Source organism: Enterococcus sp. AZ171, from assembly GCF_051714005.1.
GTDB classification, from domain to species: domain Bacteria; phylum Bacillota; class Bacilli; order Lactobacillales; family Enterococcaceae; genus Enterococcus_B; species Enterococcus_B pernyi.
On the sequence record NZ_JBIORA010000001.1, the window covers coordinates 1,010,001 to 1,028,238 of the forward strand.

Annotated in this window: 18 protein-coding genes; 15 read left to right on the forward strand and 3 right to left on the reverse strand. The window is 37.1% G+C overall.

Annotated features, from left to right (window positions below; genetic code table 11):
* Positions 1-98 precede the first annotated feature (98 nt).
* Positions 99-1,316 (reverse strand): helix-turn-helix domain-containing protein, encoded by a 1,218-nt coding sequence (locus IGJ49_RS04850; protein ID WP_438722574.1) that lies wholly within the window; start codon positions 1,314-1,316, stop codon positions 99-101.
* An 890-nt stretch (positions 1,317-2,206) separates the two neighbouring features.
* On the opposite strand from IGJ49_RS04850, the gene IGJ49_RS04855 reads away from it, so the two are divergent.
* Positions 2,207-3,055 (forward strand): hypothetical protein, encoded by an 849-nt coding sequence (locus IGJ49_RS04855; RefSeq protein ID WP_438722576.1) that lies wholly within the window; start codon positions 2,207-2,209, stop codon positions 3,053-3,055.
* Between the two features lie 3 nt (positions 3,056-3,058).
* A complete protein-coding gene (locus IGJ49_RS04860) occupies positions 3,059-4,732 on the forward strand; it encodes a hypothetical protein (RefSeq protein WP_438722578.1) in 1,674 nt (557 codons plus the stop codon).
* Between the two features lie 181 nt (positions 4,733-4,913).
* Here IGJ49_RS04860 and IGJ49_RS04865 read toward each other — a convergent pair whose 3' ends face one another.
* On the reverse strand, positions 4,914-5,969 hold the full coding sequence (locus IGJ49_RS04865; RefSeq protein ID WP_438722579.1) for a LacI family DNA-binding transcriptional regulator: 1,056 nt from the start codon (positions 5,967-5,969) through the stop codon (positions 4,914-4,916).
* A 331-nt stretch (positions 5,970-6,300) separates the two neighbouring features.
* On the opposite strand from IGJ49_RS04865, the gene IGJ49_RS04870 reads away from it, so the two are divergent.
* The 7 genes from IGJ49_RS04870 to IGJ49_RS04900 all read left to right on the forward strand — a co-directional run bounded on the left by IGJ49_RS04870 (position 6,301) and on the right by IGJ49_RS04900 (position 13,395).
* Entirely contained in the window at positions 6,301-6,606 is a 306-nt protein-coding gene (locus tag IGJ49_RS04870) for a hypothetical protein (protein ID WP_023519435.1), read from the forward strand.
* Complete coding sequence (locus IGJ49_RS04875) at positions 6,515-8,302, forward strand: DUF2264 domain-containing protein (protein WP_438722581.1); 1,788 nt, start codon at positions 6,515-6,517, stop codon at positions 8,300-8,302. The genes IGJ49_RS04870 and IGJ49_RS04875 overlap by 92 nt, the downstream gene beginning before the upstream one ends.
* Positions 8,303-8,313: 11 nt before the next feature.
* Entirely contained in the window at positions 8,314-9,447 is a 1,134-nt protein-coding gene (locus IGJ49_RS04880; protein WP_153830366.1) for a glycoside hydrolase family 88 protein, read from the forward strand.
* 35 nt (positions 9,448-9,482) lie between these two features.
* The gene (locus tag IGJ49_RS04885; protein ID WP_349520180.1) at positions 9,483-10,748 is read left to right on the forward strand and encodes an ABC transporter substrate-binding protein; all 1,266 of its coding nucleotides are present in this window, start codon (positions 9,483-9,485) and stop codon (positions 10,746-10,748) included.
* Positions 10,749-10,967: 219 nt separating this feature from the next.
* On the forward strand, positions 10,968-11,864 hold the full coding sequence (locus IGJ49_RS04890) for a carbohydrate ABC transporter permease (RefSeq protein WP_224434631.1): 897 nt from the start codon (positions 10,968-10,970) through the stop codon (positions 11,862-11,864).
* A 13-nt stretch (positions 11,865-11,877) separates the two neighbouring features.
* Positions 11,878-12,714 carry a carbohydrate ABC transporter permease gene (locus tag IGJ49_RS04895; RefSeq protein WP_019724157.1) on the forward strand — a complete coding sequence of 279 codons (837 nt, stop codon included), beginning with the start codon at positions 11,878-11,880 and terminating at the stop codon, positions 12,712-12,714.
* Between the two features lie 12 nt (positions 12,715-12,726).
* Positions 12,727-13,395, forward strand: a complete 669-nt coding sequence (locus tag IGJ49_RS04900; protein ID WP_062805430.1) for a DUF624 domain-containing protein — start codon at positions 12,727-12,729, stop codon at positions 13,393-13,395.
* A 135-nt stretch (positions 13,396-13,530) separates the two neighbouring features.
* Here the strand turns inward: IGJ49_RS04900 and IGJ49_RS04905 are convergent, their stop codons facing one another.
* On the reverse strand, positions 13,531-14,751 hold the full coding sequence (locus tag IGJ49_RS04905; RefSeq protein WP_349520185.1) for an MFS transporter: 1,221 nt from the start codon (positions 14,749-14,751) through the stop codon (positions 13,531-13,533).
* A gap of 464 nt (positions 14,752-15,215) precedes the next feature.
* On the opposite strand from IGJ49_RS04905, the gene IGJ49_RS04910 reads away from it, so the two are divergent.
* From IGJ49_RS04910 to IGJ49_RS04935, 6 genes are read left to right on the forward strand one after another with little or no spacing between them, the layout of a single operon-like run.
* Positions 15,216-15,623, forward strand: a complete 408-nt coding sequence (locus tag IGJ49_RS04910) for a hypothetical protein (protein ID WP_096081457.1) — start codon at positions 15,216-15,218, stop codon at positions 15,621-15,623.
* The gene (locus IGJ49_RS04915; protein WP_194928341.1) at positions 15,620-15,916 is read left to right on the forward strand and encodes a hypothetical protein; all 297 of its coding nucleotides are present in this window, start codon (positions 15,620-15,622) and stop codon (positions 15,914-15,916) included. Before IGJ49_RS04910 ends, IGJ49_RS04915 begins: the two co-directional genes overlap by 4 nt.
* Positions 15,897-16,304: a hypothetical protein gene (locus tag IGJ49_RS04920; RefSeq protein ID WP_224434633.1), complete on the forward strand. Its 408-nt coding sequence runs from the start codon at positions 15,897-15,899 to the stop codon at positions 16,302-16,304. The genes IGJ49_RS04915 and IGJ49_RS04920 overlap by 20 nt, the downstream gene beginning before the upstream one ends.
* A complete protein-coding gene (locus IGJ49_RS04925) occupies positions 16,301-16,597 on the forward strand; it encodes a hypothetical protein (protein WP_349520188.1) in 297 nt (98 codons plus the stop codon). Before IGJ49_RS04920 ends, IGJ49_RS04925 begins: the two co-directional genes overlap by 4 nt.
* The gene (locus IGJ49_RS04930; RefSeq protein ID WP_438722586.1) at positions 16,578-16,985 is read left to right on the forward strand and encodes a hypothetical protein; all 408 of its coding nucleotides are present in this window, start codon (positions 16,578-16,580) and stop codon (positions 16,983-16,985) included. The genes IGJ49_RS04925 and IGJ49_RS04930 overlap by 20 nt, the downstream gene beginning before the upstream one ends.
* Positions 16,982-18,229 carry a lipase gene (locus IGJ49_RS04935; protein WP_438722587.1) on the forward strand — a complete coding sequence of 416 codons (1,248 nt, stop codon included), beginning with the start codon at positions 16,982-16,984 and terminating at the stop codon, positions 18,227-18,229. Before IGJ49_RS04930 ends, IGJ49_RS04935 begins: the two co-directional genes overlap by 4 nt.
* Positions 18,230-18,238: the final 9 nt, after the last annotated feature.

An 18,238-nucleotide genomic window follows, 5' to 3' on the forward strand; every position in this document is an offset into this window, starting at 1 on the left:
GTAGTCTATACGTTGGTGCTTTTTTCTTTGTTTGACGTTATCGGCATTGAGACATATATACGAACGGATAATATACGCCAGGAAAAATATCTAAGTGATTAAAAATAGCCTGTATAGTTTGTTGTGGAAGTGGCTGAATTTAAATGAGTGATTCTATCCATTAGAAGCGTCCAATCCTCTTGTGTAGGAATATTAGGCAAACGGTGAATCGGACACGGGAAATCTTCGTTTACATGTAGATCATAGTTGCAGATGATCAGGTTGGCTTGATGATCATTGATTTCTTTTTTTGTCACTGGTTGTTCAATCAAAAATTTGACTGAGATTTGTCGCAAGAAGAGTAATTCTGCTTCTTGAATAATATAATCGTCCATCGAGGGACAACTTTGTAGTGCTACGATGACCCTCAGAGGTTGTTGTGAGTTGATCCTTAAAATCGTTGCATGGAACGTGGTCAGGCTAGCAGCTAAATGATCAAGATGTGTGAACTCAAACATCGGATGGACTTTTAATCGCTCTAAATGCTGAAGCCAAAGGTGAAAAAGCTCTGGGTATTTTTTTTTCATTAAATCAATCAAAGCAACAGAGGTCATTTCATATGAAGGGCTCATCTTTGAGAGTAATCTCGTATTGATCAAGAAGGCTTCGATTTTATCTAAAGCACCATTATCCAGCATCTGTTTTGGAAAAACCTGTAATAAAAAACGTTGGACTGCATCGACCACCACTGCACCTTCTTGACAACGAAAGGCGTAGGTTCGTTCTTCATCTAATCCTTGCCAATTTGAATAAGAGACACAATGTAAAAAAACAAGATACAGCCATAGCGATTCTGATTCAGGAATCGTTAGCTTGAAGAGTGAAGAATAGTAGGAGGCAATCAGATGTTCAATCAGCTGATTGCCTCGATTTTTTTTGACTAAAGCAACGGTGCTATTGTTAAAGTGACAAAAATTTTTAGACTGCCCTCTAACTTTAGCAATCGATAACCAAAGCGAAAAACGAAAATGGCTAAAATGTAGAAAAGTTATCCCACTTTTTCGACCATGAGCGATAATTGATTGCGCATGGTGATTGCTATCAGAATCGATGATCTGACTATCACCAAAGCTTGAATAAAAAGAAAAGAGTAAAAAACGAATATCTTCTTCTTTGCCAATAAAAGTGAGCGGACCGGTTGCTTTCGATATGCGATACTCTTTCAGTACTTCATTCATATGACGAATGATATTGAAAATTGAACTACGAGAGATCATCAAGTAGTCCGATAATTGTTCTGTACTATACGTTTTGTTATGAAGCAATAGATCCATCATACGATAAATGGTTGTATCTTTAGCTAGTATAGTAATGACTGAATCGACAGAGATTTCTTGAGGGTCTATTTGTAAGAATCCTTGTTCATTGTAAGTAATCTGAAAATCAATCGTAGGTAAGGAATGATTGATAATATCGATATCTTTTCTGTAAAGTTGGTTTTGAAATTCCTAACTTTTGTGATAGATCACTAAGGGTTAAATTCTTACTTTGGTGCGTACGTATAAACTGTAGTAAGTTATACTGTCGTTTGAATTGATTATCTAATTGTAATGTCATAGGTAAATTATTCATGAGAGAAACCTTTCTTTAAGACAAATGTAGAATTTGATAATAAGTACACTTTAGAAGATGAAAATATAGTTATTACTAATAGTGTATTAGTTATTTAAAATTTAATCGATTTTTTATCATTATTTTCACATTTTTATTTAACTATTCCCGATGAGCGATGATTTACCCGACTTTTTTTGGCATTATCTTTGATAAAACTTATTTTTAAGCGGTGAATTTCATTTGTGAATTAGATGAAATATTATTTTAAATAGATAAAACGTTATGCTGAATCTCATTTTTCTTAAATTTAATAATGAATATAATTGATTTTGTGTAATTTTAGTTAGCGATACAAGGTTATTTATTTACTTAATCTAATTTTATTTTAAATAAAAACTTATTTTATGGATATAAATATGTAGTGAGATATTCAGTTGGTAAAAATGATTTTTAGCAGTAGTAACAAGTTTGAATCTGAATTTATTAGAAATGGAAATAGTATTTCTAACTAAATAACGAAAATTAAATTACTAAATATTTAGTAAAATAAATCGTTTTCTTTTCTTGCCAGTCACGTTATAATAGATAAAAATGATCACTAGGGGGTAGTGAAATGACGAAGTTAACATTAGCGATTTATGATAAAGAAAGAGTTCCAAGAAAAAGTTTTCAAGGAGAAGAAGAAATAGAAAAAGATTTGGTTGTGACAGCAGAAAATTTTGTGCATTTGTCTATGAGAAAATTTGAGTACCAAGAAGGAGATCAAATTGCTGTCGAAATGGATGAGTCTGGGAGGTACCTATGGGTCAAACTAGATGAAACTTTAGAAAGTTCACTGATCTATCTACCGGGAAATAAATGGACCTATGAATTATCATTTCATTCCAATCGTATCAAAGCCAGACCGGAGACTCGTTTTTCTGGGGGACGACATTATCTAAGTGTTCGTTGTGCTTCTGAAGAGGAAGTGAAGATGTATCGTAATTTAGCGTTGAATCCGCATGATCAAAAAGAAGAAACTGGTGCGTATCCACATGCGAGTGCAAATGTGGAAACGAGAAATGATGCCACTTTCTTTGCATGTAATGCGATTGATGGCGTATACGCGAATCATTCTCATGGTTCATACCCATTTCAATCTTGGGGCATCAATCAGCAAGCTGATGCAGCTTTGACGATTGGTTTTGGTCGAGAGGTCCAATTGGATAAAGTTGGTTTTACATGGCGAGCAGACTTTCCACATGATAGTTACTGGACGAATGTGACGATTCAGTTTGACGATGGAACTAGTGAAACGTTTGCGACCGAAAAAACAGCTCAACCACAATATTTTTCATTTAGTGCAAGAAAGACCAAAACTATTCGCTTTTGTGATCTTATTCAAGCGAATGACCCATCGCCGTTTCCTGCATTGACGCAAATTGAATTGTGGGGCATGAATGATCAGCCGATGAAAGGATAAGCAATGAAAAAATACTTTTTGAAGCAACTGTCAGAAGCCAAAAAAGAGTATCTTACGAATAAAGTAGTTCCTGAGTTGCCAGTCTCGGGGTATAGAGAGTTTTTGATGACTGGAGAGCGATTGGTTTTTGAGAAGGCGTACTTTGCAAGACGTAAACATGCTACTGTCTTGGCGTTGTCCTTATTGCAAAAAAAAGAAGCCGAAGTAGTTGAAGGGTTAGAACAAGTTTTGTGGGGGATCTGCAATGAGTATAGTTGGAGTTTACCAGCTCATTTACCAATTGAAGCGAATCACTTTCGTGTGGATTCCCCGACATGGATCGATTTATTTGCAGCTGAGACAGGACAAATGTTAGCAGAGATAGTCAAGTTGTTTGAGAAAGAATTATCTGAACTATTGACGTTTCGAATCCGGTCGGAAATCGATCGACGACTCTTCGTTCCTTTTGTAACAAACACATGGCCGTTTGAATCATTTGAGAACAATTGGAGTGCGGTTGTAGGTGGTTCGATTGGTATGGCTGCCTTGGATATACAAGAAAAAGGCGGTAAATCACAAGCGGAGATATTGAGGAAAGTAGATCGTTGTATGGCCTCTTATTTACGAAGTTTTGGGATGGATGGCGCATGTGAGGAAGGCATCAGCTATTGGGCATATGGATTTGGTTATTATATTTATTTTGCAGAAAAATACCAACAAGTTTATGATGATGACCGCTATCTGTTGGGTGATAAAGTGAAAAAGATCGCGGCTTTCCCTAATGATGTGATGCTCGCTGAAACAGAGGCTATACCGTTTTCCGACTACCACCCAGCTGACTTACCAAGTGGATTATTGAGTTTCTGTCAGGAAAGGTTCCATGTCGCAATTCCTGAAGTTGTGAGAATCAATGACTTAGATTTTGATCATTGTTATCGTTTTGCCCCTTTATTACGTAATTTACTCTGGTCAAAAAGACATATTGTGAATAATCAAAAAGAAGTCCTTCATTATTTTGAGGATGTAGCATGGGGCGTTCTTCAATCTTCGAAAGAAAATTTGGTGTTTGCAGCAAAGGGAGGACGAAATGATGAAAGCCATAATCATATAGATATTGGTCATTTCGTATTTGGTACGAGAGAAGACTTATTTCTTACCGATCTTGGAGCGGGAGAATATACAAAAGATTACTTTGATGAAAAAACACGTTATCTTTTCTTAGTGAACAGCGCACTTGGGCATAGTATTCCTATCGTTGCGAACAGTTACCAATTACCTGGAGCTGTTGCGGCAGAACATACGAGTTTTCAATCAACGAGAACTGGTGGAGTCTTCAAGACAGAATTGGCTTCCACGTATCCTTCGCAGATAGGACTACGCCAGATGGATCGGACAATAGAAGTGGATCGTTCGAAACGACAACTTGTTTTGAGTGATGCATTTACATTCGAAAAAGAAAATCAGTTAGTTATTGAAAATTTTATAACGACGAATCCAGTGGAAGTTATAGGGAAAACGGTATGTATCACAGGAGAAAAAGAAAAGTGTGAGATGTATTTTTCAAAACCTGTGCAGTTGATCAAAGAAAGTTATTACGATCACTATGGCCAAAAAAATGAAGCTACGCTGATCCAAGCGACTTATCAGTTGCTGAAAGAAGAAACAATCCAGATCGAGATTGCGATCAAAAGTAAATGAGGGCACGTGATTATCAGCGGTAAGCGTGGGACTTGTTTAATGGAATGAGGTAGTGACACACACATCCTCGCAACTGAATAAATGGTGTTTCAGAAGCAATTCCTTCGTAAATAAGCTAGAAAACCCCAAAGTTTTAAAAATTCGGGTTTTCTAGCTTATTTATCGGAAGTTCATCTATCAATCATGAGTTCTTTTTATTTGGTGGGGTAGTTGAGCCACGGACGATTAATTCTGTATCTAATAGGATTCGTTTCGCAATACCAGGGGAGTGGATACGTTCGTGTAAAAGATTGATGCCTGTTTCGCCCATTTCCTCTGTATAAGCTCTGACCGTTGAAAGGGGTGGCGTGATGTAGCGAGAAATTGATAAATCATTGATACCCATCACGCTGATCTGTTTAGGTACTTGGATCTGATGAGCATTCAATGTATGGATGATACCGATAGCAAAAGCATCATTTGCGGCTAAAATGGCAGTCGGTAGATCGTCTTGCCATTGTACTAAGGCTTTTTCTGTCAGTGATTCACTCGTTTTGACGTCAAGAGAACTATTTTCTTTTACGAAAAAATATTTTTCGTCGAATAGCTGATGATGTTTCATCATATCGATATACGTATTAGTCGTTGGTGTTTTGTAGGTTCGATACCCGTAGAGATTGGCACTTTCTTCTGCACCGATATAGGCAATCTTTTTATGTCCTAAATCTAAGAGATGAGTAAGTGCGACTTCAGTGGCTTGACCAAAATCAGTATTGACACAGTCATAATCGTGAAAAGGAAAATTTGATCCGACGACGCATAGATTTGGCGCAGTAGTATTTAATTCATCAATTTTTTCTTGCGTGAATTTACCGATTGCTAAGATGCCATCGACTGCTTGGATTTGATGTTGTTCGTTTTGGGAAAAGTTAATGGCGTGATAGCCAAGTTCTACTGCACGTTTTTCGGCAGCTAAACGAATGGACATGTAATAAATATCTTCTAGTTCTTCGTCACTCGTGCGCCAAGTAATCAAACCAAGGACACCTTTTTTTTTCAACAGTCCATTTGCTGAGTGGGAATTGCCATTTTTTTTTGCCTTCTTTTTATATTTAGTGTAGTTCAGCTTTTCTGCAATTTCGAAAACTTTACGTTTGGTTTCTTCTGTTGCTGAGAGTGTATCATCATAATTTAAAACGCGTGAAACAGTAGAAATCGATACGCCTGCTTCCTTTGCGATGTCGGTGATCGTCGCCATAAGCTACCTCCGGATAATAGACTTTATTAATTATAGTATAGGTAATTTCAGTAAAAAGGCAAGTAAAAATGTTTATTTTTTTACCAAAAAAACGTTGACTTTTTACTAATTTTAGGTAAAATTTAGTAAAAGAAAACGATTTCATTGGGAGGGGAGCCAAATCAAACGATTTCTCTTCGGATTACAATTCATTTTTATCGTTAGTTTTTGTACAGGATGTCAAACAAATAGCCGACAACAAGAGAAGGCTTTTGAAAATCAAATCAAAGAAGAAATCCAGCAAAAGGCGCATGTTTTTACTGAAAAAGAATATCAGTCAGCAAAGGTTCCATTGCATCAGTGGGTAAAAATCGAAGGAAAAATTATACGATCAGATGGTAAAGAACAAATAGAAAAAGGCGATCGCTTTATTCTGAGAAGTGGTTCCAGTGATTACCAAGTATTCAATGAACAAGCAGCATCAATCAATGTGGGCGATGAAGTGATCGTTTACGGAGAATATTATGGGTTTATCAAAGGATTTTTAATTGAAAGGGAGAATATACATGCAACAATTTCGTACAAAAAAACAATGGCAAGAAAATTTTCGCCAGTTAATGGCACCGTTACGTCCTTATTACAAAAATCAACCGGGTAAATTAAAACTAGGAACACATGGCACCGTCTATTCAGAGGCAACAAGAGAAGTTGAAGCATTTTTACGACCACTCTGGGGATTTGGTCCTTATCTGGTCGACGAAGATGATGCTGAATTAGCATCTGATTATCTGAAAGGAATCATTGCAGGGACTGATCCACAGAGTGATGAGTATTGGGGGACAGTAACAGACTATGACCAGTTGATTGTCGAGATGGCTTCAATAAGTACGACGTTGCTTTTGAATCCTGAAAAAATCTGGGGACGTTTAACTTCGATGGAACAGACGAACTTGGCAGAATGGTTATTCACAGTCAATTCGCATAAAATACCTAAAAATAATTGGTATTTTTTCCGTATCTTGGTGAATATCGCATTGAAAAAATGTGGCAAATCCTATTCACAGCAACAAATCGATCAAGATTTTGAAGTGATCGAGCATTTTTACAATGACAATGGTTGGTATTTTGACGGGGCAGATACGCAATATGATTACTACGTCTCATTTGCGATCCATTATTACAGCTTAGTATATGCCCGTTTTATGGCAGAGGAAGATCCAGTCCGCACAAAACGGATCAAAGAGCGGGCCGTTCTTTTTGCTCAAACATTTAAATATTGGTTTGATGCTAATGGCGAAGCATTACCTTTTGGTCGTAGCTTGACATACCGCTTTGCCCAAGCGAGCTTTTTCAGTGCCTTGGTGTTCACGGATGTGGAAGCACTCCCTTGGGGTGAGATCAAAGGGTTGCTTAGTCGTCATTTAGAAAACTGGATGGATAAAGAGATTTTCTCGACAGATGGGCTTCTAACTGTTGGATATCATTATCAAAATCTAGTGTTTGGAGAAGGGTATAACGGACCGGGTTCTCCTTATTGGGCAATGAAGAGTTTTCTCTTATTGGCTGTACCTGATGATCATCCGTATTGGCAAGCAGAAATATGTCCACTACAAATTGAAGAAAAGACGCTAGCATTGCCGGAAAGTAAAAATTTTTACCAATACAATCAGTCATTGACGCATCTTCAAGCTTTCCCAGCTGGGCAGTTTGTCAATCAGCAAAGCTTCCCACATGCCAAATATAGTAAATTCGTCTATTCGACACGCTTCGGTTTCAGTGTCCCAAAATCTGATTATAGGTATTACGAAGGTGCTTACGACAGTACGTTAGCTTTGGCAAAAGATGGTCATTATTTCCGTCCGAAAGGGTTAGACCTAGATTTTTCTGTTCTACCTGATCGTATCATCCATGAGTGGTCTCCGTGGGAAGACGTCAAAATTCATTCCACGGTCGTTCCACTGGAAAACTGTCATGTCAGAGTTCATGAAATTGAAACAACAGATTCTATACATGCCTATGACGGAGGTTTTAGTGTCCCTCTCGAACAGACTTTGCCAAAAGCAGACACGTTAAGTATCGAAGCAAAAACAAGTATCGGAATCTCAAAGATCGAGGGCATCATCGGGTATGAAAAAGCGGATGTTGTGCGAACGGAACCAAATACGAATCTCTTTTACCCACGTACGATGATACCTTTTGTCTCAGCTGAGATCTCCTCAGGCAAACACTTGCTTGTATCCCTTGTTTCAGGGACTTTACCTGGTGAAACAGTGATCCAGCCAGTTATTGAGCAAAAAGGACAAAAATTACTGATCCAACAAAAGAATCAAACGATCGAACTAACGATTAGATAATGGAGGTAGGAATGACACAATTTGATTGGTTGACACATGAAATTGATTTTGTAACTAATAAAGTCAAAAAAAATCTGACACTTTTTCAAGATACCGTACCACCTGCTACGAGCGTAGACCTTGTCTACGTTCCAGAGGAAAACACGGATTGGACAGCTAGTTTTTGGATAGGGATGCTCTTCCTAGTAAAAGAACTGACGAATGACCAAGCGGTTGATGCAACGATCGAAAAACAATTGGCATCTTTTCGTCAACGCCTTGAAAATGACATTGCGCTTGAAACGCACGATATCGGTTTTTTGTACACACTCTCAGCAGTAGCTGATTATCAAGTGAACCGACGGGAATCTTCAAAAGAATTAGCAATTCAAGCAGCGGATCGGCTGATGAAGCGTTATGACGTTAATACACAGATCATTCAAGCTTGGGGAGATTTAAAGGATGAGCACCAACGTGGGCGTATGATCATCGATTGTCTGATGAACTTACCGCTTCTGTATTTTGCATCTAATATGACGGGAGAGAGCAGTTATAAAGAAGCTGCCTATGCCCATGCCAAACAAACACAACGTTACATCGTTCGTGATAATTTTACGACATATCATACGTATTATTTTGATCCGAAAACTGGCAAAGCAATCGGTGGTAAGACACAACAAGGGTTTTCAGATGATTCTTGTTGGGCGCGTGGGCAAGCATGGGGAATCTATGGCTTTACACTGAGTTATAATCATACAGGTGATTACACGTTTTTAGAAACAGCCAAAAAACTGGCTAACTATTTCATCGACTGCTTACCAGAAGACACTATCTGTTATTGGGATTTAGTATTTCATGATGGCAGTGGTGAAGAAAGAGACACTTCCGCTGCGGCAATCGCGGTGTGTGGTTTATTGGAACTGGCGAAGCAACTGCCATTAAGCGATCCGAAAAAAGAATATTATCAGACTGTTGCTATCACAATTATGAAAACGTTATCAACTAATTATACAAGTGTGGATTCGCCACAATCGAACGGCTTGTTACTTGAAGGAGTCTATGACAAAAAATCAAATAAAGGAGTGAAGGAGTGCATGATCTGGGGGGATTACTACTATGTAGAAGCCATGATAAGACTGAAAAAAGTTTGGTACAGTTACTGGTAAAAAACTAAGATGAAAGAAATGGAGGGAATTGGAATATGAAGTTTTGGAAAAAAAGTTTAGTTACTGGATTACTTGTTAGTGGAGGGCTATGGTTGGGGGCCTGCGGAAATGAAAACCAAGCACAAGATCAAACGGACGGAACGGTGTTGACAGTCAGTACATGGAATTATGATACTACGCCAGAATTTGACAAACTTTTTCGGGCATTTGAAAAGGAAAATCCTGGGGTAACAGTGAAACCAATAGATATTGCTTCAGATGATTATGATACGAAATTGACCACGATGTTAGCTAGCGGAGATTCGACAGACGTGTTGACGATGAAAAATCTCTTGTCTTATTCAAACTATGCATTAAGAGATCAATTAGTCGATCTATCTTCACACATCAAAGATTTAGACACAGACCCTGCAATGGAAAGCTACGAGATGTATGATATTGATGGAAAAACCTATGCGCAACCGTATCGTACAGACTTTTGGGTGCTTTATTATAATAAAAATTTATTTGATGAGGCAGGATTGCCTTATCCAGATAATTTGACTTGGGAAGAATACGAAGAATTAGCGAAAGAACTTTCAAAACCAGAAGAGCAAGTATACGGTGCATACCAACATACGTGGCGTTCGACTGTTCAAGCGATTGCTGCTGCGCAAAATAATAAAAATCTGGTGGAGCCAGATTATGGATTTTTAGGTGAGTACTATGACCGTGTATTGCGGATGCAAGAAGACCAAGCACAGATGGATTTTGGTACGGCCAAGTCGACGAATGTGACCTATCAATCTCAATTTGAAAACTCCAAGGCAGGCATGATGTATATGGGCTCTTGGTACATGGGCGCTTTGTTGACTAATATCGATGCTGGAACAACAGATGTGGAGTGGGGGATTTCTCAAATGCCACAAAATGAAAAAGGAAAGGAAATCCAAACATTTGGGTCACCAACAGCCTTTGCAATCAATAAGAACTCGAAAGAACAAGAACTAGCGCAAAAATTCCTTGATTTTTGTTCGGGTGAAGCGGGAGCTAAAGTATTAGCAGAAGTAGGTGTAGTACCTTCTTATCGAACAGATGCGATCAATGAGTTGTACTTTAGCCACAACGGAATGCCAAATGACGAAGTCTCACAAACAGCTTTCAAGCCGGAGAAAATCGCTATTGAGTTTCCAGTGGATGAAAACGGACCAGCTATCGATAAGATTTTACAAGAAGAACATGAACTGATTTTAGTAGGAGACGAAACACCAAAAGAAGCAATTGGTAATATGGAAAAACGAGTAAAACAAGAAAGTGAATAAAAAGGTGTGTGGCAATTTTGTCTTGAAGGTGTAAGATTTCTTTCATTTTCATATCAAATAAATAAGGGGGATAAATGATTTTCCTCCGCTATCTTGTCAACTATATGCTGAAGGAGCTTTCTCTGCGCCTTCAGTGTATAGCTAACAGGAATACCTGTTATTGCCTTTAATGAAAGGGGGAGCGTTAAAAGAACCAATTGGTTCTTTTAACATCAAGCTATGGAAGTAACGAAGTCAGCTTCACGTAAACTAAAACGTAAAAATACATTGATTGCTTGGTCATTTATTGCGCCAAATTTTATTGGATTTTTGATTTTTACTTTAGTACCTGTTGTTTTTTCATTGATTTTAGCCTTTATGAAATGGGATTCCTTTAGTACACCCGAATTTGTTGGTCTGCAAAATTTCACTCGCATGTTATCGGATGATACATTTTGGCTCTCTCTTAAAAACACCTTTTTGTATACGATCGGTGTGGTTCCGTTGACATTGGTATGTTCATTGGGCTTGGCCATTTTATTGAATCAGAAAATCAAAGGAGTCAAATTTTTTCGGACAGCTTTTTTCTTTCCGTATGTCACATCATTAGTGGCAATCGCAGTGGTGTGGAGTATGTTGTTCCATCCTACTATGGGACCGATTAACCAGTTTTTACGTGTGGTTATCGAAAATCCCCCTGGTTGGTTGTCTAGTTCAGATTGGGCATTGACAGCGATCATTATCGTTAGTGTCTGGCGAGGAATGGGGTACTACATGATTTTATACTTAGCTGGCTTACAAGGGATCTCGAAAGAATTGTACGAAGCAGCTGCAATGGATGGTGCGAATAAATGGAAACAATTCATCCACATCACCGTGCCTGCATTGCGCCCAACAACCTTTTTTGTGACGATCATGTTGGTTATCAACTGCTTCAAGATTTTTGACCTTGTTCAAGTGATGACTGATGGAGGACCGGGGCGTGCGACCAATGTGTTAGTTTATCAAGTTTATAGTGAAGCGCTCGTAAAATTCAATTTCGGCTATGCTTCAGCGATTGCTATGGTCTTGTTTGTCATCGTCCTTGTGATTACAGTCATCCAGTTTAAATGGAATCAGATCCGAGAGAAAGTGTAAAGGAGGAAAACGGATGAATAATCGATCAGAAAAAAAATCATTTCACAAAATTTTAGTATTTACGTTACTTCTAATTTTTTCACTGCTCACTTTGATCCCTTTTATCTGGATGATCTCTGCGTCATTCAAAGCAAACAATGATGTCTTTTCGGTTCCAATCCAATGGATACCTAAAACCTGGCATCCAGAAAACTATTCGGTCATTTGGACACGCATTCCATTATTGACCTTTTTCAAAAATACAGCTATTTTAAGTATCGTGATTACGCTGATCCAGTTATTTACATCAAGCTTTGCTGCTTATGGATTTTCCAAAATGCACTTTAAAGGAAGAAACCTCCTTTTTCTTGCATATATTGGTACGATCGCTGTTCCATGGCAATCCTATATGATCCCACAATTTATCATGATGCGGCAATTAGGATTATCTGATACGTTACTTTCTTTGATTTTGTTACAAGCATTTAGTGCGTTTGGCGTATTTTTATTGAAACAATACTATAGTAGTATTCCCGATTCACTTTGCGAAAGTGCAAGAATCGATGGATTATCCGAATGGGGCATCTATCGCAGGATCATCTTACCATTGACTAAACCAGCTTTGGCTAGTTTGACGATCATCACTTTTGTCAATACATGGAATGACTACATGGGACCTTTTATTTATCTGTCATCTACAGAAAATAAAACGATCCAATTAGGATTAAAAATGTTCGTCGGATTGTATGATACTGAATATGCCTTGATCATGGCAGCGTCTGTGTTGTCTGTTTTACCAGTTGCGATCGTCTTTTTAGCCATGCAAAAATATTTTGTTGAAGGTATTGCTTCTTCTGGGGTCAAAGGATAGAAAGGAAAGGCTATGTTTAAAAAGCAAACATTTGAAACGAATGTTTACATGAAGCTGTTTCGTTTAGCATATAGTTTTCTGGCGGGTAATTTATGCTTATTACTTGTGAATCTCCCATTTTTTTTAGTCGTAGTAACTACTGCAATCGATATCAGGAATAGCCTCTTTTTCTTAGGAAGTCTGTTTTTTTTCTTACCTGCCACCATGACAACTTTTGCCTGGTTTGTCGAGGGAATCCAAGAAAATGAAGTACCAGTCAAAACTTTTTTTCAATTGTATCGCTCGTTATGGAAAAAAAGTATGTACTTAGGTGGTCCAGGATATCTTGTAATCGTGATTTCTTTTGTCGATATCCTGTTTTTCATGGACCAACCAATCGGAAAATGGCTCATTCCTTTCTTTTTTATATTCATTATCTTGGCCATTAATCTGATGATCAATAATTTTTATCTCCAAGTGAAAAATCCAGAAATCTCCATACGAAAAATCTACCATGTCTCTTTCTATTATGTAGTGAGAAAATGGTACATTAGTTTATTGAATACTGTGTTGGTGTTTCTTTTGTTGGTCGTGATGGTCGTTAAGCCCCAATTTGGTTTCTTGGTCACACCCTGCTTATTTTTAGGTTTGATTTATTTGAACTGCAAGCAGACGTATCGCTATCTAAATCAAAATAAGTAGCTGTTAACACATAAAAAATGAAAACGAATAGGCCCCCAAAGGTTAGACCAAAAAATCTAACTTTTGGGGGCTAATCATTTCAAATAGTATTCATTTATCGGTGGCTGGAAGATTTCGAAAAAAGGTCAATAGATCCTAAAATCGAAAGCTTTTTCCGACCAATAGCCATAGGACAAGTGGTATCAGCATAAGCCCACTTGCTATCATGATCCAATCGATTGAAAGCATATCTGCTAATGGACCTAGGATCAACATCGTAGCTGGAGAAGCACTACTGATCGCCATCGTTACTAAGCTCATAACACGCCCCATATGTGCGTTATCCGTTTTTGCTTGAAAGAATGAAACCATAGCAGTTCGTGAGATGGGCACAATAAAACCAATTGCTACCATCATGACGAAATACAACCAAAAACTTGATGTGATACCTAATATAAAAAAAGGAAGGATCAATAATGAATAGCCTAAAGCAATCGTTTTGATTTTATTTTTGAAACCTCCCCAAGTACTCATCACAGATCCTCCAACTAACATCCCAGCAGCAAAACCAATCTCAATGGCTGATAGCTGCCATAGTCCGTCATGAAAATTACGAGTGATTTGTAAAGGCGCTAAATTTGCAGCAGGTGTAGAAAATATACTGCCCATAAAACCAACAAGGATCAGTGCGAGCAGGATTTTATGAGTACGGAGGTATTTGATACCTGAGTTTATTTCGGATAACATGTTTATTTTATTTGTTTCTTGAGATTTCATTGGAGAAACTGTTACTCGAAAAAACAGCATAGTCACACCGATAACCGCTGTCACAAAGTCGATCATCAATATCATCTCTAAAGGTAAAACTGTCAGTAATGTTGCTGCTAATGCAGGACTTGCAAGCATCATCACAGCTTGGATCGTTTGATCAATGCCGTTGATCCGTACTAAGTGCTTTTCTTTGGCAATTTGTGGAATGAGCGAAGAGACAGCAGGCGTTTGAAATCCTTGACCTACAGAGCGAATGAATATCAGTCCCAATAATAAGAAAAGATTATGCTCCATTTCTTTGTTTATCATCAATAAAATCGCCATGAACAAAGAAGCAAGTGCAACGCAGCTATCAGATAAAATAGCGATTTTTTTTCGGTCGTAATGATCAGCAAGTGCTCCTGCAAAAGGCATGACCAGCACCATTGGTAAGATGCCAATAGCGTTCATCAAACCAACCATCGTTCCTGATTGGGTTGATAATGTGACATGCCAAATAATAGCATACTGTACCAACATCGTTCCGATCATTGAGATGGCTTGCGATGTTAGTAAGTATGCTATGTTCGTTTTCCAATTCTTTTCATCATAAATAATTTTTGACATTTGTATTCTCTCCCTTTTGATATAAATCATGTGTTTAACAATTTATATGCCCAAAAGGGTTTTTCGGAGAATGTGTCCTAATTGCTGTCACGAATTTATCATATCTAAAAAAATTTGTAAAGAACAAATAGGAGGGAAGTATTTATGCAAACGATTATGATACTAAAAAGATCTTTTATTAGGAATGTAATAAATAACAATGTAAAAATGATAGGATGAGTTGCGTAATAAATTGATCTAAGAGATAGTAGTGAAATTTAATCCTTAAATATAAAGATGAATCAACCGCATTGATTTTGGATTTTCCAAAAATGAGCAACTATTAAATAACGATTTATTTTGATGGAGAAGTAGCTGATAAATTGTTTAGAGGATGTTTCTCAGTTTTTCGTTTTTTGATTGTCTTTGACGTATCTATTAAATAGAGAAGCGAAACTTTATTTTTGAAAGGAAAAGAGGGATAGATGAGAAACCGAACAAACAAACAACTTGTAATAGGTATGGCAGTGCTGATCAGTTTGGTAATGATTGGTATCGGCGGGAAAGTATACATGGATAACAGGGAAGAAAGAAAAGCGCAAGAATTGTTAGCAGTAGAGAAACAATCGGTACGAGTATTAAAAAATACATTTGCGGATATTGCAGAGATAAAATTTGAAGGTTCTGCTAAAAATGACATGACTGGTTCGTATAGATTATTTGTAACAATGAAAAATCTAAAAGGACAATCAGTTTATTTTTCGTATGGATTTTGGAAAGAATCTAATAAGTTAGGGGAACTTGGTGTCGAGGATAGAGCAATACAAATAAAAGGTATTACTAAAAATAAAATAAGGGTGATTTATACTAGTGAGGAGGAAGAAGAGATTTGACAATTACAGACCAAGATTATCAAACTTATAGTGATGTCGTTTATTGGACAGATCCTAACAATAAAAAGAAATATGATTCTAGCTTAAAAGAAGGAGCTATACGCGACTTTAATGGTACCGAATTCAAAATACTAAAACTCAAAGAAAACTCTAAAACAGATGGCATGCAAGCTGTGGCAGTTGCTCCGTTGGACGAAAAAGGGAACGTTGATACTTCCCAATTAGTGATTTCTTATGCAGGAACAAATACATCAGATATTAAGGATATAGAAAATGAAAAAACGAACGAATAAACAACTGTTAATAAGTATCACAGTAATGCTTAGTTTGGTAATAATTGTAATTGGAGGGAAAGTATATATGGATAAGAGAGAAGAACGAAAAGCGCAAGAATTGTTAGCAGTCGAGAAGCAATCGGTCCAAATATTAAAAAATACATTTGCGGATATTGCAGAGGTTAAATTTGAACGTTCTGCTAAAAATGATATGACGGGTTCTTATGGATTGTTTGTAACAATGAAAAACACCAAAGGACAATCAGTTTATTTTTCATATGGTTTTTGGAAAGAAAATGATGATATAGGGGATTATGGATTAGAAAATGAAGAGGTTCAAAAAGTAGGGATAACTAATGAAAAAATCAAAATAATTTATACAAATGGAGAGGAGGAAATACTTTGAGCAATACAGATGAACAATATAAAATTTTTAGTGATAGAGTTTATTGGATAGATCCGAATGATAAAAAGAAATATGATTTAACATATAAAGAAGGTTCTATAAAAGTTGTTGAAGGTTATAAATTCAAAATACTAAAACTTAAAGAAAACTCTAAAACAGATGGCATGCAAGCTATGGCAGTTGCTCCGCTGGATGAAAAAGGGAACGTTGATACTTCCCAATTAGTGATTTCTTATGCAGGAACAAATACATCAGATATTAAGGATATAGAAAATGAAAAAACGAATGAATAAACAACTGTTAATAGGTATCACAGTAATAATCAGTTTGGTAATAATCGTAATTGGAGGGAAAGTATATACGGATAAGAGAGAAGAAAGAAAAGCACAAGAATTATTAATCGCAGAAAAAGAATCGGTCCAAGCTTTGAAAAATACATTTGCGGATATTGTAGAAGTGAAAATTGAGGATACAGCTTATAACAATATGACAGGTTCATATAGAATGCTTGTTACTATGAAGAATATCAAAGACCAATCTGTTTATTTTTCGTATGGATTTGGAAAGCATAGCCGAAAAATGGGGGATTACGGAATAGAAAATAGCAGTGTACAGATTGAAGGAATTACAAAAAATAAAGTCAAAATAATTCATTCAAACGGTAAGGTGGACTATGTATGAAAATTACAGATAAAAATTATAACAAATTAAATGAAGTAGTGTATAGAATAGACCCTAACCATCTTTACTATGATCCTACTTTAAAAGAAGGAGAAATACGGAAATTTAGCGGGACTACATTCGAAATACTAAAACTTAAAGAAAACTCTAAAACAGATGGCATGCAAGCTATGGCAGTTGCTCCGCTGGATGAAAAAGGGAATGTTGATACTTCCCAAGTAGTGATTTCTTATGCAGGAACAAATACATCAGATTTTAAGGATATAGAAACAGATATACGAACGATTGGTGGTTTTTTTGATAAAACAGTTAGTCCGGGTTTTTCTATGACACCTAGTCAAGCACGTGTTTCAGGGCAATTGACGTCAGCTACTGAGTTTGCGAAAGAGGTAAAGAATGAGTATAAAGATGCCGAAATTTCTACAACTGGACATTCATTAGGACAGTATCTAGCCTTGTATGTCGCAGCTGAAAACCAATGGAAAAATGTTGGGTTCAATGGACCAGATCCTTACGAACTATTATCTCCAGAATCCAAAAAATGGATAAAGGAAAATCCGGGGATGTTGACGAATTATCGTAATCGTGGGGATGAATTGCTTGGCAATCTCATGGGAGATGGAACAGGCGCAGAAATAAAAATAAGCATGGAAATGGGGTTAATGAATCCGTTTGATTATCATGGTTTAGATATTTGGAGGTTTGATAAATACGGAAATCTGATCATTCCAGAGAACGACTATAATACGAAAGCAAGTATACAACAGGAAAAACATAAAGCAATGAGTGATTTCTCAAGTCATTTGGGAACGTTGAAAAAATGGCGTGAGAAGTTTACTGCGAGTGGAGGACATTTATCAGCGAATGAGCGAATTTATTTAAATTATAGTCAAACAAAGGTAGTTGTAGAAACAATGGGACGAAAGACTAAAAGTGCAATGGAAGAAGTCATTCGAATCAATCAGAGTAGTATTGAACGAATCGAAATGAATTGGGCAGAAGAGGTACGAAGAGCGGAACATGCTGCACCTTCTTTGACTGCTTGGGAAGTAAAAGAAACATTGGCATCTGTTGGCGTGACATGGGAAACACACGTAATGACGCCAAAGGAAAAGTGTCAACAAAGAATCCAAAAAGCCAGACGAAAAGGCGAACGCTATGACGAATTGGCGAAAGAAATCAAAAATAAAATCGATGATTTAGTCGCACGAGATCAAGAATTAGCCAATCAACTAAAGGGATGAGGGAAGAAA

Bases quoted from the DNA above. Each gene is read 5' to 3' on its own strand.
- IGJ49_RS04850 (WP_438722574.1), bottom strand. From the start codon at position 1,316: ATGATGGATCTATTGCTTCATAACAAAACGTATAGTACAGAACAATTA.
- IGJ49_RS04855 (WP_438722576.1), top strand. From the start codon at position 2,207: ATGACGAAGTTAACATTAGCGATTTATGATAAAGAAAGAGTTCCAAGA.
- IGJ49_RS04860 (WP_438722578.1), top strand. From the start codon at position 3,059: ATGAAAAAATACTTTTTGAAGCAACTGTCAGAAGCCAAAAAAGAGTAT.
- IGJ49_RS04865 (WP_438722579.1), bottom strand. From the start codon at position 5,969: ATGGCGACGATCACCGACATCGCAAAGGAAGCAGGCGTATCGATTTCT.
- IGJ49_RS04875 (WP_438722581.1), top strand. From the start codon at position 6,515: ATGCAACAATTTCGTACAAAAAAACAATGGCAAGAAAATTTTCGCCAG.
- IGJ49_RS04880 (WP_153830366.1), top strand. From the start codon at position 8,314: ATGACACAATTTGATTGGTTGACACATGAAATTGATTTTGTAACTAAT.
- IGJ49_RS04885 (WP_349520180.1), top strand. From the start codon at position 9,483: ATGAAGTTTTGGAAAAAAAGTTTAGTTACTGGATTACTTGTTAGTGGA.
- IGJ49_RS04890 (WP_224434631.1), top strand. From the start codon at position 10,968: ATGGAAGTAACGAAGTCAGCTTCACGTAAACTAAAACGTAAAAATACA.
- IGJ49_RS04895 (WP_019724157.1), top strand. From the start codon at position 11,878: ATGAATAATCGATCAGAAAAAAAATCATTTCACAAAATTTTAGTATTT.
- IGJ49_RS04900 (WP_062805430.1), top strand. From the start codon at position 12,727: ATGTTTAAAAAGCAAACATTTGAAACGAATGTTTACATGAAGCTGTTT.
- IGJ49_RS04905 (WP_349520185.1), bottom strand. From the start codon at position 14,751: ATGTCAAAAATTATTTATGATGAAAAGAATTGGAAAACGAACATAGCA.
- IGJ49_RS04910 (WP_096081457.1), top strand. From the start codon at position 15,216: ATGAGAAACCGAACAAACAAACAACTTGTAATAGGTATGGCAGTGCTG.
- IGJ49_RS04920 (WP_224434633.1), top strand. From the start codon at position 15,897: ATGAAAAAACGAACGAATAAACAACTGTTAATAAGTATCACAGTAATG.
- IGJ49_RS04930 (WP_438722586.1), top strand. From the start codon at position 16,578: ATGAAAAAACGAATGAATAAACAACTGTTAATAGGTATCACAGTAATA.
- IGJ49_RS04935 (WP_438722587.1), top strand. From the start codon at position 16,982: ATGAAAATTACAGATAAAAATTATAACAAATTAAATGAAGTAGTGTAT.